We start from the raw sequence: 14,558 nt of genomic DNA on the forward strand, positions 1-14,558 counted from the left end.
GGCGTTTCTATAATCAAATGCATAAGACACTCTGCCGGCGGCGCCATGACGGCCACCGCTTCATACCTGATTTAGAACCAGTCTTCGTTGACTACGGGCTCCTCACGCTTCTCGCAAAGCTCGCCGATCTTACTGTCCGGCGTGATGGTCACGGTCTCCGTGCCTTCAATCGCCGCTTGAATCAAGGCAGGCAGCTCGGTAAGCGAAGCCTCCACCTTCTCGATAATCTTCAGATTCGGATTGGTGGTCGGCGATTTAGGAACAAACAATGTGCAGCAATCCTCATACGGCAGAATCGACGTGTCAAATGTGCCGATGTCCATCGCAATGTTGATGATGTCGTTCTTATCCATCATGACGAGCGGCCGGAGCAGCGGCAGCTCGGTAGCTCTTCCGATCACATTCATGCTCGGCAGCGTTTGGCTGGCCACTTGTCCTAGGCTATCCCCGGTCACGATCGCCAGTGCACCTTCCCGCTCAGCAAGCGAGGAAGCAATCCGTAACATGGCTCTGCGCATAAAAGTAATGATCAGATTGTCCTGGCCGATACCGACAAAGGAGGTCTGCACATCGGTAAACGGCACCAGGTGAAGCTTGATTTTTCCTGTATAGCCCGATAACAGCCTCGTTAACTCCATGACCTTTTCCTTCGCAAGCTGGCTGGTGTAGGGGAAGCTGTAGAAGTGGACGCACTCAAGTTCAAGTCCCCTGCGCATCGCTGACCAGCCCGCTACAGGACTGTCAATTCCTCCGGAGAGGAGCAGCATTGCCTTCCCGTTCGTACCAAGGGGGTAACCGCCGGCGCCGGGAATCACTTCATAGTACAAATACGTCTCGTTCTCCCGAATTTCCACGCGCAGCTCCATATCGGGCTGCTTCACTTTCACTTTTAGCTGGGGATAGGTCCGCAGCAATGGCGAACCGACCAAATGATTCATCTCTTGCGAGGAATGAGGGAATTGCTTCCATACTCTTCTGGCATTGACCTTGAAGGTTACCGTGCCTTCCAGTTCCTTCTGCCCCACAAAATCAACCGCTGTTTCGATAATGCGGTCAGGTTCCGAAGAGCATACGCGAACAGGACTGATGGAAACCAGGCCAAACACCTTCTTCAGCACTTGAATCAGCGCCTCGGGAGACTCTCCGTTAAGCTCGACGTACAGGCGGCCGTATTCCTTGATGATTTTCGCGCCTGGATACGGTCTGAGCACGCTTCGAATATGATTCAGCACCGATCTCTCGAACCGGTTGCGGTTTTTGCCTTTCAGGGTAAACTCGCCAAAGCGAAGCAGCAGTTTATCGTAAGTCATCTCCGATTACCCTCTCTTTCTATGATGGGACGCAGGTTCCCGCAAACTTTCGCCAATACCTCGACCAGCCGCGCTGCATCGCCCAACTGATGCTCCTTGCCAAGACTGATACGAATTCCGGAGGAAGCTGCTTCCAAGTCTTTTCCCATCGCTAACAGTACCCGGCTGGGCTCGCTTAATTTCGACGAACAAGCCGATTTGGTCGATACGAGCATGCCCATCTCTTCCAGAGCATGGACCATCACCTCGGGTTTTAATCCCGGATATGAAAAATGAATGATGTGCGGCGCGCTCTGCTCGCTGCTGTTTAACACCAAGCCCGGAATTTTGCGGATGCCCTGAAACAGCAGCTCCCTGATCTCCGTCATCCTGGCATAAAGCTCAGGCTGATTTTCCCTGGACAATCGCATGGCCTTAGACATCGCTACCGCTCCGGCAACATTCTCCGTGCCCGCCCGATGCCCGCTCTCCTGGGATCCGCCGGATATCAAGGGAAAGAGCTGGACGCCTCGCCTGATGTACAGCACCCCCATTCCCCTTGGACCGTTGAACTTATGTGCGGACAAGCTGTACAAATCGGCCTGCCACCCGGATAGCGAGACCGGGACCTTGCCGAATCCCTGTACGCCATCGATATGCAGCAGCGTGCGCGGGTTCCGCTCCTTCACGATACGCCCCACGTCCGCCAGCGGCTGTACGGCCCCCGTTTCATTATTCACATGCATGATGCTGACCAGCACCGTATCTTTACGGACCGCTTCGCTTAAGGCAGCCAGATCCACCATGCCTTCGGCATCCACGGGAAGGTATGTCACTTCCCAGCCCAGCGTTTCCAGCTGTCTGCAGCATTCATATACGGATGGATGCTCGATTCCTGTCGTGATGATATGCTTGCCCCGGCTGCTGTACTGCATCGCAGCCCCTTTTATCGCCATGTTATTGCCCTCGGTTGCCCCGGACGTAAATACGATCTCATCCGGCTGAACGTCCAGCGCGGCTGCGCACACCTCTCTTGCCCTTTTCTGCAATTTGGCGGCCGCTTCGCCTGAACGGTGAAGGGCTGACGGGTTAGCATAATGAAGCTTCATGACTTCCGCCATCGTGTCCACTACTTCATCAAAAGGAGGGGTCGTTGCAGCGTGATCCCAATATATCAAGGTCATTTCCCCTTTCCATCTTACGCATCGCAGATTAAATAGCTTATGATTCCAGACCTTTATATTTACACAAAAAGACCAAACGGTAAAGCCGCACTCCATCTTGCCTTGGACAAGGCGGCGCTTATCGTTTGATCCTCTATCAGATTACTATTCGCCCCAGTCGGACTACAATGCGTATTTCGACTGGGCGTTCATGACTTTGCTAATGTATGCCTGGGTTTCCTTGGGCAATTCATGGGCCACGGACATCAGCTCTTCATCGCTGGATACACCCAAACCCGCGACGCGTGTCGGCCCTGCATTATAGGCAGCAAGCACCATGGCTATCTCTCCGCCAAACCGTTGGATCAGATTGGACAAATATTTGGTACCGCCCTCGATGTTCTGAGCCGGATCAAAAGGGTTGCTTACCCCGAGTCCTCTCGCCGTACCGTCCATGAGCTGCATCAGTCCCTTGGCACCTGCAGACGAGACCGCATGCGGATTAAACGAGGATTCTGCGTCGATGACCGCTTTGATCAACGATACCGGCACGCCATAGCGTTCCCCTGCCGCCGTAATTAAATCCTCAAAAGTCGTAGGCTTTGTTGCCCCGGTGTCGTTGACCTCTGCTTCTATCGAGGTGCTCGACGATACGGACTCATTCACAACGCCTAACTGCTGCCACAACAGCCCGTCCTTAAAGGTGACGCCGGGCGCCAGCTGTGTCATGGAACGTTCAACCGGTTTGGAAGTGGATTCTTCGTTAAGCAGGCTGCTCAGCACATTGACAAATCCGGCTGACGATTCGGTGGAATTCGTATTCATCTGTGATACATCCGTCATTTGCTTCCATGATATCGGATCTATTTGCATCGTTTAACTCACTTTCTGCCGTTAAATTTCAAACTTGTCCTTATTTTATCACGGAACTGGAACAATCTGCTATACCTATTCGACAAAAAAATAGGCGGAGCAACCCTTCTTCCCGGTTGACCCGCCCATATTGAACGATGATAAATAAATCAATCATTATCTGCTGAAAGGAATCAAGATAAAATAACTGAGCGTCGCCAGAATGCCGAGTCCTATGGACCAAGCACCTGTCGTTCTGCTGCCTTTGCTGTAAGCGTAATAACCCACGACAGCCGCGATAGGTCCGAGAATGACCGACCACATGAACAAGGAGGCTATTCCTAATACCAGGCCTACGTATCCGACCGCCCGGCCGGTGGACAGATCCGTCTTATCCTCGTCTGCATGGCGTACCGAAGTTTCCATTGGCGGAGCCACCTCGGCTGCATATTCCTCGCGGTGGTCCTTCCGCGGGAAGTCTACCCGGTTTCGCTTGCCTTGAACAACCTTCATTTTATTTTTGCGATGTTTTTTATCCATAGCTCGCTTCCTCCATTTCCATCATCCTAAAGTGCCCGGAACCCGGACTTTATCCGGGGCTTCTGCCCGTCAGCCCTTCGGCTTGAAGGTCAGACAGCAGGTCTCGGAAGACTTGTCAGCAACATCCTGATGATCGTCTACGTAAGGCTCTGCCCCATACTCTTCGTTAAGTTTCACATTCGCATGACGGTCAATCTCGATCATAATCATCTCGGCATGACATAAATTTTGTTCTCCCCAGTAATGGCAATTGCTGACACTGCACTTCACTAATGGTTTGGCTTCGTTGGCCATTTTAGCATCACCTCGTCAACATTTTTTCCTATGTTTATGGCCGGTATGCACGAGAACGATTGTCAGTTGGTGCCTTAGGCGCATAACGCAAAAAAGAGATGCCAACAGTTGGCATCTCTTGAGTCTTCCATAATTATACTAAGCGTGGCTTCTCTCGGATTGCATCCGGCGCTCCGTCAAATAATCGCTCTCGTAATAAGCAAGATCGTCGCGAAGCTCTTCATAAATCTTGGTAATGTTCATGATGACGTCACGTGCGGGACGTACCGGCTTCTTCCGGAAACGGATGGCATCCTGTCCGGTGTAGGCGTAACGACCATCTTCGGAATAACTTTCGTTTTTGGGATAAAAGAAGCTGTTCACGCAGCGATGATACAAATTATACAAAGCCTTCTCGGCAAAATCGATATCAAAATTAGGGCGACGCTGTACAACGCCTAGCTTCTCATAGGAAACTTCAGAAAATACGAGCAAATGGCGAACATCCGACAGAAATCCTTTGTAAAAGTGAACGGTTTCCTCGTCCTGTTCCGTTACCAATTGAGATAAAGCATGTTCATTCAAAAACGTTTCCATAATCGAAATAGCAGATTTCAACTTTTCTCTGGATTCTGAGCATAATTTCTGAAGATTGTCTGCTGGCATTACGATAGATCCCCCTTAAATGGTCGTGACCCTGCGGGCCAAAATGGCCTGACGGTCATGCTAATATGTACTATCCTAACACAAATTTTGGGATAACGAAATCCCTATCATGAATACACTTACAAGGTTATTTTTAGTACATTTTTTTGGCGTATTCACTCTTATTGGCTAAAGATTTCTTGCACGCATAAAAAGGATACACTCTTCCCACGCTAAGATTACTTACAATCCTGAAATGCGGCGAGGAGGAAAATATGTGAAATCTCGTACCTTTTGGAGCATTATAGGGGCAGCGTCAGTTATTGGCGCGCTTTTGATCTTGCTGTTCATCCCCGGATCGAAACAGCCGGCTCCAACGGCTGAACCGTCACGGCCCTTAAAACCCCAGCAGGAGAACAAGGCCAAGCATTTTACCATGCTGGGCGATATCCAGGCAACGGATCAATTAAACCGTCTCGATGCCAGGGGACACCTCCGCAAAATGCTGAGCAATGACGCTTTGCGCAGTGCGGGGCAAGTCAAGGCGTATACGCAGAAAGAGCAAAAAATGCACAAGCATTTTCAGCAAGTACGCTGGTATAACCTCAAGGAAAATAAAATGGCGGACATTCAAGGCCAGCTTCCCAAAATGAGCAAAACCGACAAAAATCGGATCGCCCATCATTTTCAACTGGCGCAGCAGAAATTGAAACGCGGGGAAGCTTACGATTCCCCCAAATTCAACGCGGCGGGGCAGCCTTATTTTGTTGTGGCCGAACCGTCCAAGGATGGCAGATATGGCGCTGCCGCCCTGGTCAATCAAGCCGTGCTCCAAGAGGTAAGCAATCACCAGAAGCGGAATCTCCGCTTAATTCCGTATCCGAAGGAAGGCAAATTCCGGGTCGAGTCCATCCATGCGGATACCCTCTCCGACATCACCGTCAAAACCGGCCATGATAATGAAAAGGCCAGCCATTTTTACGAAAATGAAATCGTGGTGTCCTTTCAAAATGAACCGTCAAAGCAGCAGCTGCTGGATATCTCCAGGGAAATATCATGCGAAACGCCAAGGAAACTGGGTTATGCCTATGTTTTCCGTTCCAGAGATATGGATTACCAGAAGCTTCGCTCCTATTTCCAGCAAAAGTGGAAAATCAAATACACGGAGCCTCACTACATTTATTTAACCAATGATCGCAGCCCTCAATCCCGGGTTAACTCGGATTTCACGGATGGGGCGAATGCCCAAGTCAATATTCCGAATGATCTCCTGTTTTCGGAATATCAATGGAATCTGCCCGTCATCGAGACAAACCGGGGCTGGGATCTGTCCAAAGGCAGCGAAGATGTCATCATCGCCGTAATTGACACTGGGGTGGATCTTCAGCATTCCGATTTGGACGGACAATTGGTGGAAGGGTACAACATTGTCGAGAAAGACAAACAGCCGCTGGATGATGTGGGGCACGGGACGCACGTAGCCGGCATCATCGGTGCCCTGGTCAACAACGGCGAAGGCGTTGCGGGCGTTAGCTGGTACAACAAAATCATGCCGGTTAAGGCGCTTGACGGATCCGGATCGGGAACAACCTATGCCGTCGCGGAGGGCATTATTTGGGCCACGGATCACGGAGCCAAGGTGATCAATATGAGTCTTGGCAACTATGCGGACTCCCAGTTCCTGCATGATGCCGTCAAATACGCGTATGATCGCGATGTTGTGCTTGTTGCCGCATCAGGAAACGACAACACGGAGCGTCCCGGCTATCCTGCCGCCTATCCGGAGGTGCTGGCTGTCGCCGCAACGGATTCCAATCAGAAGCGGGCGGAATATTCCAACTACGGCGATTACATCGATGTGGCCGCTCCAGGGACCAATATCGCAAGCACCTTCCCGGGAAATCAATATGCCGCTCTGTCCGGGACCTCCATGGCAAGTCCCCATGCAGCCGCCATGGCGGGGCTTATCCGTTCCCTTAACCCTGACCTGACCAATCAAGAGGTCATGGACGTCATGATCAACCAAGCGGTGGATCTCGGCGACAAGGGAAGGGATAAATATTACGGTCACGGTCAGATCGATATCTTCCAGTCCTTGAAAGCGGTTGGCGCCCCTGAAGTGCCTCTTCAAATGTGGCCCGGCCGTACCCTTCGCAATCTGGAACAAGAGCTCCGCAAATTAAACGGCTCAACGAATAAAAGATAAAGAATAAAGCAGCTTCCGCCCTCTCGCGTTGGCTGCTTTATTCATGATCCGAGGCAATGCCGCCTTGTTTATTTCTTCCGGCGGGTACGGCTGGTACGCACTGTAGCTTTCTTGGAACGCTTGCCGGATACCGTAACGCCGCCATAGCCTCCATTTTCGGTTACGACTTCCTCTTCGCTGTACGTGTACAGATGTTTTTCTACCGGGACGCAGTGAATCTTATCCACCACTTTTATAGGATGAATAACCGGTACGATTTGCGGTACATAGTGGTCTCTCACGACTACAATCGGATCGCACACAATCGGGGACACCGGAGGACATGGATAATCGTTATGACAAGACATGTGTTTGCATCTCCTTTCCGTTGATGATTATAGCTTATTATCCCAAGGGCTTTTTGGTATGGACGATTATCCGTACAGGGCACATGATCTCCCAATATTTTCACAAATCCAGAAGAAAAACGTCTATCGACGTACTTTCTCAGAAGACAGACCGCGGTTAGCGGTTAGAGGAAGTTTTCCATGCGATATCAGGAAGACCCAAGCTTCGAAGTTTATACTTTCTGATACTTGAAAAAACGCGCATTTCCTGTACACCCCGCAAGGAGTGAAAAGAAAATACGCGTTTGTACCATAGCATATTCATAAACGTTGTGCAGTTGGGAAAGTTTTCCGTAAGCCGGGTTCTGTGCTCTTCGTGGTCATAGCGGGAACTACCCTGCCACCATAAGCGACAATCATCTATCTAGGCCGATCATTGCTAATCGGCTCAAGCGACCAACCCGGACGCGCCTCGGGCTAAGGCTGTCTCCTCGAAGGAGACTGCGTCCCATTAGGTCTTGCTCCAGGTGGGGTTTACCAGGAACGAAGTCACCAGCGTTCCTCGGGGTCTCTTACACCTCGGTTCCATCCTTGCCTGTACCGCCCTAAGGCGGCCATCGGCGGTCCATTTCTGTGGCACTATCCTTCAACTCGCGCTGACTGGACGTTATCCAGCACCCTGCCCTATGGAGCCCGGACTTTCCTCTCGCGGCTTTGAGGCCGCCAGCGATTGTCTGTCAAACTTTCCGGACAACATTACATATTATATCGTGATTCCATGCGGTACACAACCATTAAACATTAACAACAGCTGATTATTTTCCCATTCCGAAATCAAACAAACTGGAACGGCTCCGTATTGATGCGGGAAGCCACGACCCGGGTTTCGTACTTATGCTCCCGCAGCTTCTGCTCCATCCACTCGGCAACTTTGACTTTCATGATCTTCTCGGCATTGTGGCCCGGATCAATGATGGTAAGTCCTGCGGCCAGCGCGTCCTGTGCCGTATGATAATCCACATCCCCCGTTACCAGCACGTCTGCTCCCCGGAACAGCGCCTTCATCATGTAGCGTCCTCCAGATCCGCCTATAACGGCTGCCTTGCGTAGGGTACGGCCGAGTTCTCCTACTACGCGAACATGAGGGACCTCCAGCTTCACTTTTACCACGTCGACCAGCTCAGCCAGCGTCAGGGGCTCCTTCAGCTTTCCGACACGTCCAAGACCGAGGGATCTTCCCTTCAAGTCCATGTTATACAGATCGTAGGCAACCTCTTCATAAGGATGCGCCTTGAGCATAGCCTGGATGACCTTGTTCTTAATCGTGTGGGGAACGATCGTTTCGATCCGGACCTCGTCTGCCCGTTCCATCTTCCCTTCCTTGCCTTGATAAGGGGTGCTGCCTTCTCTTGGAACGAAGGTGCCGAAGCCCTCGATATTGAAGCTGCAGTGGCTGTAATTTCCGATCCAGCCTGCGCCGGCTCCGAGCACGGCATCCAGCACCTCTTGATGGTGGCTCTTCGGAACAAACACCACCAGCTTGGACAGCTGCTCGTTATGCATGTCATGGATGGGCGACGTGTCCTCGATGCCCAGCGCCTCCGCCATCCAATCGTTCATGCCGCCCTCGGTTACGTCCAGATTCGTATGGCTTACATAGACCGCGATGTCGTGTTTGATCAGCTTCTCGTATACCTTGCCCATCGGCGTATCCGTCTGCAGCTGCTTCAGCGGACGGTAGATAATCGCATGATGCGCGATAATCAGGTCGGCCCCAAGCTCAATGGCTTCATCCACCACTTCGTCATTCACGTCCAGTGCAATCAGCACCGTACGGATGTCCTTTTGCAAAGTTCCAAGCTGGAGCCCGATCCGGTCATCGGGTTCGGCCACGTGCTTGGGGGCCAGTTGTTCCATGAATTGAATTACGGTTTGTCCTTTGGCAAGCATGCCAGCACCTCCTGAATAAACTCGATATCCGATCGAATCTCGCTCGCCTTATCGGCCGCCGCGGGCAGATCCGAACGCGATAGCGACTGAAGTATATACCCCATCTTCTCCATCTCCGACGTCCACTTATCATGGAAAACCGGATTCGGGGATTGCGTCAACCAAGGTCCCATACGGAACAGCCAGTCCGCGGAAAGCCGGACACCGTCTCCGATCGTCCTTTCCTTGTATACCTGTTCATTCGTCAGGCCGGTTGTATCCGAAGGCTCTGCGACCAGCACCTCGTAAATTTTCCCGTCTTCCTCCAGGATCCATTCCTCGATCAGCACCCAGCCATGGGAATGCAGCCATCTGCGCAAAATGTCCTCTCCCACGTTCGGCTGTAAAACAAGCCTGCGAACGCCGGCCAGCTTCTCGATCCCGCGATCCAGAATCGCTGCAATCAGGCTGCCGCCCATGCCGGCAATGGTAATAACGTCCGCCTCACCGGCCGAGAGCACATTCAATCCGTCCCCTTTTCGCACGCTGATGACATCGGTCATCCCTGATTCGATGACCTGCTTGACGGCAGCATCGTATGGGCCTGGATTTACCTCACCGGCGACAGCTTGAACCGCAGCTCCGCACTCCACGGCAGCCACGGGCAGCAAGGCATGATCCGAACCGATATCTGCAAGTTTGCTGCCGCGAGGAATCTTCTCCAGAATTTTCGTTAATCTTCTTGATAATTTCAATGCTGACACCCTTACATTCCATATTTTCGTTCCATCCACGATCTATCCATTACCCTAACAGACACGATACCAAACTGCAAACCCGCAAATCCGGCAAACCAACCCTGGTGCCAGGTCATTTGCAATGGGTCTGGAAAAGAGCTAAAATAAAGACCAATACAACAAATGCAGGAAGAAATTCCAGAACCAAGAAACGTCATTCACCCTGCTTGCATTCGAAAAAAAGGACCTGCTGCGTTACTGCAGAAGGTCCGTGGATTAAGCTATTCGAGAAAATCCTTTAACCGTTTGCTGCGGCTCGGGTGACGAAGCTTACGGAGCGCTTTGGCTTCGATCTGCCGTATCCGCTCACGCGTAACGCCGAATACTTTGCCGACCTCTTCCAGCGTTCTTGTGCGGCCGTCATCGAGTCCGAAACGAAGGCGAAGGACATTCTCCTCGCGCTCTGTCAGCGTATCCAGCACGTCCTCGAGCTGTTCCTTCAGGAGCTCGTAGGCAGCCGCGTCAGCAGGAGCGAGTGCTTCCTGATCCTCGATGAAATCCCCAAGATGGGAATCGTCCTCTTCGCCGATCGGCGTTTCCAGCGAAACCGGCTCCTGGGCAATCTTCATGATCTCCCGGACCTTCTCAACGCTGAGTTCCATCTCTGCAGCAATTTCCTCCGGCGAAGGCTCACGTCCAAGCTCCTGCAGAAGCTGTCTGGATACACGTATCAGCTTGTTGATGGTCTCTACCATATGCACGGGAATACGGATGGTACGGGCCTGGTCCGCGATCGCGCGCGTGATCGCTTGGCGAATCCACCAAGTCGCATACGTACTGAATTTGAAGCCTTTTTTGTAATCGAATTTCTCCACGGCTTTGATCAAACCCATGTTGCCCTCCTGGATCAAATCCAGGAACAGCATTCCACGACCCACATAACGCTTCGCAATACTTACGACGAGACGCAGGTTGGCTTCGGCCAGACGGCGCTTGGCTTCTTCATCTCCCTGTTCAATCCGGTTGGCAAGCTCAATCTCATCATCCGCGGACAACAGCGGAACCCGTCCAATTTCCTTCAGGTACATCCGAACCGGGTCGTTAATCTTGATCCCCGGAGGCAGTGAAAGATCGTCGTCAAATCCAAAATCCTCATTATCATGGGATTCGGAATCTCCCGATTGCCGGTGAGGGCCCTCTTCGTCATTTTCATTTACCACATCGATACCCAGGTCGGCCAGCTGCTCATAGAACTCTTCCATCTGCTCCGTGTCCTGATCAAATGGCGACAATTTCTCCATAATATCTTTATAGCTTAATACGGATCTCTTTTTACCCTGTTCAATCAACTGATCCTTGACTTGATCCAGCGTAAATTCCGTTTCTAGTTCAGTATGCTGATCATTCGCCATCATTCGACTCCCTCCTCCCTAGAAACAGCAATGCGCGGGGCTTCATTGTCTTTCTAGGGCGATAATCTCACTTGCAATTTGCGCGGCTCGCAAAAAATCACCTGAGCGCTCCGCTTTTATCATTTCTTCTTTTTTCTGGTCGATCTCTCTTTGCTGCGGAAATTTCAGCACCTCGCGTATGCAATCATCGAGCACTTGAACGTTCCACTCGGCGGGTGCTTCCATCATCATGATCGAGCTGACCGTCATTTCCAAACGATCGTCTTGGAGCGATGACATGAAACGGCTGATATCCGGAGATTTGCCCTGTGCGTAAAAAGCATATAGATAAGCAGCGATTGCCGCATGATCTTCAATATTAAACGCTTCTCCCAGGCGATCGCCAACGTATCGCGCGGCCTCCGCATCCTGCAGCATCAGCGACAGCAGCCGCCGTTCTGCAGCATGGTAAGCAGGCAGAAGTGCCGGGGCGGGCTGGCGCCCTTTTTTATGCCTACCATTATTCCACCTTTTTTCCTTATTATCCCCATCGCCCATCTTTTTTTGCATCGATTGCCGAAGCAGATTGCAATCCTGCTTAAGACTTTCGTAGGAAAGATGAAGCTCGGAGGATAATTCCCTCAAATAAACCTCCCGTTCGGTTGAGGAATTCAGTACGGCGATAATGGGCAGTGCCTCTTTGGCGTACGCAATTTTACCATCTTCTTCTAGCAGTATATGGTTTTTCTTCAGATATATAAGTTTAAATTTTGTTGTTGAAACGGCTGTTTCTACCACATGCCTGAAACGCTCGGGACCGAACTTGCGGATATAATCATCCGGGTCCATTCCTTCGTTCACCAAAGCGATTCGTACCTTGAGACCAACGCCTTCCAGCATTGGAATGACTTTTGACGCGGCGGCCATGCCGGCTTTATCGCCATCATAGACAACAACAACTTCTTCAGCCACCGATTTCATGATTGCCACTTGGTTTTCCGTTAGAGAGGTTCCCATCGTTGCCACGCCGTTGTGCAGTCCTGCTTCCCATGACGAAATGACATCGCCGTATCCTTCGAATAATAGGATTTGACGCAATTTGCGTATGGATGTTTTGGCCTGGTGCAGGTTGTACAATGTACGGCTCTTATTAAATAGAAGTGTCTCCGGGGAATTCAGGTACTTCGGTTGACCGTCCCCCAGTATTCTGCCAGCAAACGCGATGACCTTGCCGCTGCGGTCATGTATCGGAAACATGATTCGTCCGCGAAAACGGTCGAGATAGCCTTCTTGTTCATGTCTTGCGGATAATAAACCGCCTCTTTCCATCTCTTTCAAGTCAAAGGAGCGTTTGGTCAGGAACTGAACCAGCGTGTCCCAACGATCTGGCGCATAACCGATTTGAAACTGATCAATCATCTTGTCGTTCATTCCGCGGGCTCTTAAATACTTCATGGCTTCCGTACCATGTTCCGTATTCTTCAGCAGGAAATGGTACAGCTTGGCGCTAAGCTCATACGCTTCAATCAAACGTTCTTTTTCCGGATTACGAGGAATTACGGGAACTCCTTGACCTTCCGGCAACGAGATATCATTCTCTTCTGCCATTGTCTTGACGGCTTCGGGAAAAGAAAATCCTTCGATTTCCATTCTAAACTTAATGGCGTTTCCGCCCTTACCGCAGCCATAGCAGTAAAAGATTTGGCGTTCCGGTGTAACCGTAAAGGAAGGAGTCTTCTCTGAGTGAAACGGGCATAAGCCCTTCAGGTATTTCCCCTGTTTGGTAAGATGCACGTATTTGCTGACCGTATCCACAATATCGCTTTTGGCCAGTACTTCCTCAATGACATCATCCGGAATATTGCCTTGTCCGGTACTCATCCAAACCACCTTCATCTCTTTTGGCACGTAAATAGTATTCGCTACGGGTGGACATTCTCCTGCAATTCACGCAAAAGTTTTGTCAGTTTATGTTGAAAAAACCTCCGGTCTTCGTCAAGCAGTTTCTTGGGCCCTTTGCCATACCTTCCTTGTTTCCTCGCCTTCGCCTGATGATGACGGGAATCCAGCATGAAATCAATATCCGTATTATGGAAAATACGGCCGCGAAAGGAGATCACGTGGCATGATTTGGCAAGCGCAAGCGCAGCCAGTCCATAATCCTGCGTCACCACGATATCCCCCCTGGATATGTGGTTGGCGATGTAGAGGTCCGCACTTTGATCACTCCGGTCCACCTGGATCGTCGTAACCCCTTCTTCGGCTTGCAGCAGATGATCATAGGAAGAAACAAGCAGCACCGGCACGCGGAATGCACGAGCAGTCTCTGCGATTTCCTTCTTGACTGGACAAGCATCCCCGTCAACCACGATCGAAATGGAGCTTTCGTTCATACGCATCACCGGCTCTTATCTTTAATCTTGGGTCCTTATTATGCTGTATATTATTATATACGTCTTTGGCCGATTAAAATCCTGCTGCCCAAATAAACAATGACCTTGCCCATGCTTGAATCCGTCCGTTCATAGCGAAAGCGCCATCCCGCGCTGAACCGCGGGCTGTCGCTTTCACTGAACAATACATTATACCATTTGCAAAATCATGCTGTCACTACTACCACACCAATTTCGTGAAATCGGCATACTGCTTCAGATCACCATCGATTCCAGAGAGCAGCGCGAGGCGATTGGCCCGAACCGCTTCGTCTTCAGCCATCACCATCACCGAATCAAAGAACCCGGTAATCGGCTCCCTTAGTCCACTCAGCAAGGACAGCGAACGTTCGCCCTCCGCTGCCTGCAGCGCGGCATGGTAATCTGCGCGAATCGCGTTCCAAGCTTCATAAAGCTTGTTTTCTTCCGATTCCGTGAACAGTTCGGCGTTGACAGCGGCCTTACCCGCTTTGGCAGCCAAATTGCTGACCCGGTTGAAGGACTCTACCGTCGTTTTGAAATCCTGGACGCTCTCCACGGCATTCATCAGCGCATGGCCGCGGGATACGACGGACACCACATGATCGAATCCGGCCGTAATAACCGCATCCACCACATCATAACGCTGGTCTTCGGACAACAGCTTCTTCACGCGAAGCCCGAAGAACTCCTTAAGGTCTTTGCGGATTTCGTCCGTCGATCGCTTCAATACGCGAATGTTCTCGTGAACCTCGAGCGCCACGCCGAACACGTCGGATAAAGTCACCGGAAGTTT

14 protein-coding genes and 1 other RNA gene are annotated in these 14,558 nt (G+C 51.1%); 1 reads left to right on the plus strand and 14 read right to left on the minus strand.

Annotated features, from left to right (window positions below; genetic code table 11):
• Positions 1 to 71: 71 nt before the first annotated feature.
• The 6 genes from thiI to HMPREF9412_RS13495 form a co-directional block, all read right to left on the minus strand.
• Positions 72 to 1,310 carry a tRNA uracil 4-sulfurtransferase ThiI gene (thiI, locus tag HMPREF9412_RS13470; protein ID WP_009592130.1) on the minus strand — a complete coding sequence of 413 codons (1,239 nt, stop codon included), beginning with the start codon at positions 1,308 to 1,310 and terminating at the stop codon, positions 72 to 74.
• The gene (locus HMPREF9412_RS13475) at positions 1,307 to 2,467 is read right to left on the minus strand and encodes a cysteine desulfurase family protein (RefSeq protein WP_036672179.1); all 1,161 of its coding nucleotides are present in this window, start codon (positions 2,465 to 2,467) and stop codon (positions 1,307 to 1,309) included. Before HMPREF9412_RS13475 ends, thiI begins: the two co-directional genes overlap by 4 nt.
• A gap of 168 nt (positions 2,468 to 2,635) precedes the next feature.
• On the minus strand, positions 2,636 to 3,325 hold the full coding sequence (locus HMPREF9412_RS13480) for a lytic transglycosylase domain-containing protein (RefSeq protein WP_009592138.1): 690 nt from the start codon (positions 3,323 to 3,325) through the stop codon (positions 2,636 to 2,638).
• 156 nt (positions 3,326 to 3,481) lie between these two features.
• Positions 3,482 to 3,844, minus strand: a complete 363-nt coding sequence (locus HMPREF9412_RS13485; protein ID WP_009592139.1) for a hypothetical protein — start codon at positions 3,842 to 3,844, stop codon at positions 3,482 to 3,484.
• Between the two features lie 69 nt (positions 3,845 to 3,913).
• The gene (locus HMPREF9412_RS13490) at positions 3,914 to 4,138 is read right to left on the minus strand and encodes a DUF1540 domain-containing protein (RefSeq protein WP_006209042.1); all 225 of its coding nucleotides are present in this window, start codon (positions 4,136 to 4,138) and stop codon (positions 3,914 to 3,916) included.
• Between the two features lie 138 nt (positions 4,139 to 4,276).
• Entirely contained in the window at positions 4,277 to 4,783 is a 507-nt protein-coding gene (locus HMPREF9412_RS13495; protein WP_009592128.1) for a YpuI family protein, read from the minus strand.
• A gap of 256 nt (positions 4,784 to 5,039) precedes the next feature.
• On the opposite strand from HMPREF9412_RS13495, the gene HMPREF9412_RS13500 reads away from it, so the two are divergent.
• Positions 5,040 to 6,968: a S8 family peptidase gene (locus tag HMPREF9412_RS13500; protein WP_009592133.1), complete on the plus strand. Its 1,929-nt coding sequence runs from the start codon at positions 5,040 to 5,042 to the stop codon at positions 6,966 to 6,968.
• 68 nt (positions 6,969 to 7,036) lie between these two features.
• Here HMPREF9412_RS13500 and HMPREF9412_RS13505 read toward each other — a convergent pair whose 3' ends face one another.
• From HMPREF9412_RS13505 to HMPREF9412_RS13535, 8 genes are all read right to left on the minus strand, one after another.
• Positions 7,037 to 7,315, minus strand: a complete 279-nt coding sequence (locus HMPREF9412_RS13505) for a hypothetical protein (protein ID WP_015734209.1) — start codon at positions 7,313 to 7,315, stop codon at positions 7,037 to 7,039.
• Positions 7,316 to 7,633: 318 nt separating this feature from the next.
• Positions 7,634 to 8,040, minus strand: an RNA gene (gene rnpB, locus HMPREF9412_RS31735) — RNase P RNA component class A.
• 88 nt (positions 8,041 to 8,128) lie between these two features.
• Positions 8,129 to 9,244, minus strand: a complete 1,116-nt coding sequence (locus HMPREF9412_RS13510) for a Nif3-like dinuclear metal center hexameric protein (protein WP_009592132.1) — start codon at positions 9,242 to 9,244, stop codon at positions 8,129 to 8,131.
• Positions 9,220 to 9,978, minus strand: coding sequence for a tRNA (adenine(22)-N(1))-methyltransferase (locus HMPREF9412_RS13515; protein ID WP_036672177.1), 759 nt, complete (start codon positions 9,976 to 9,978; stop codon positions 9,220 to 9,222). Before HMPREF9412_RS13515 ends, HMPREF9412_RS13510 begins: the two co-directional genes overlap by 25 nt.
• 263 nt (positions 9,979 to 10,241) lie before the next feature.
• Positions 10,242 to 11,372, minus strand: coding sequence for an RNA polymerase sigma factor RpoD (gene rpoD / locus HMPREF9412_RS13520; protein ID WP_036666181.1), 1,131 nt, complete (start codon positions 11,370 to 11,372; stop codon positions 10,242 to 10,244).
• Between the two features lie 42 nt (positions 11,373 to 11,414).
• The gene (dnaG, locus tag HMPREF9412_RS13525; protein ID WP_009592131.1) at positions 11,415 to 13,232 is read right to left on the minus strand and encodes a DNA primase; all 1,818 of its coding nucleotides are present in this window, start codon (positions 13,230 to 13,232) and stop codon (positions 11,415 to 11,417) included.
• A 41-nt stretch (positions 13,233 to 13,273) separates the two neighbouring features.
• The gene (locus HMPREF9412_RS13530) at positions 13,274 to 13,750 is read right to left on the minus strand and encodes a YaiI/YqxD family protein (protein WP_009592134.1); all 477 of its coding nucleotides are present in this window, start codon (positions 13,748 to 13,750) and stop codon (positions 13,274 to 13,276) included.
• A gap of 214 nt (positions 13,751 to 13,964) precedes the next feature.
• On the minus strand, positions 13,965 to 14,558 hold a 594-nt coding region (locus tag HMPREF9412_RS13535), incomplete at its 5' end, for a DALR anticodon-binding domain-containing protein (RefSeq protein ID WP_254664049.1).

The sequence above is a fragment of the Paenibacillus sp. HGF5 genome (assembly GCF_000204455.1).
Classification (GTDB): Bacteria; Bacillota; Bacilli; order Paenibacillales; family Paenibacillaceae; genus Paenibacillus_AQ; species Paenibacillus_AQ lautus_A.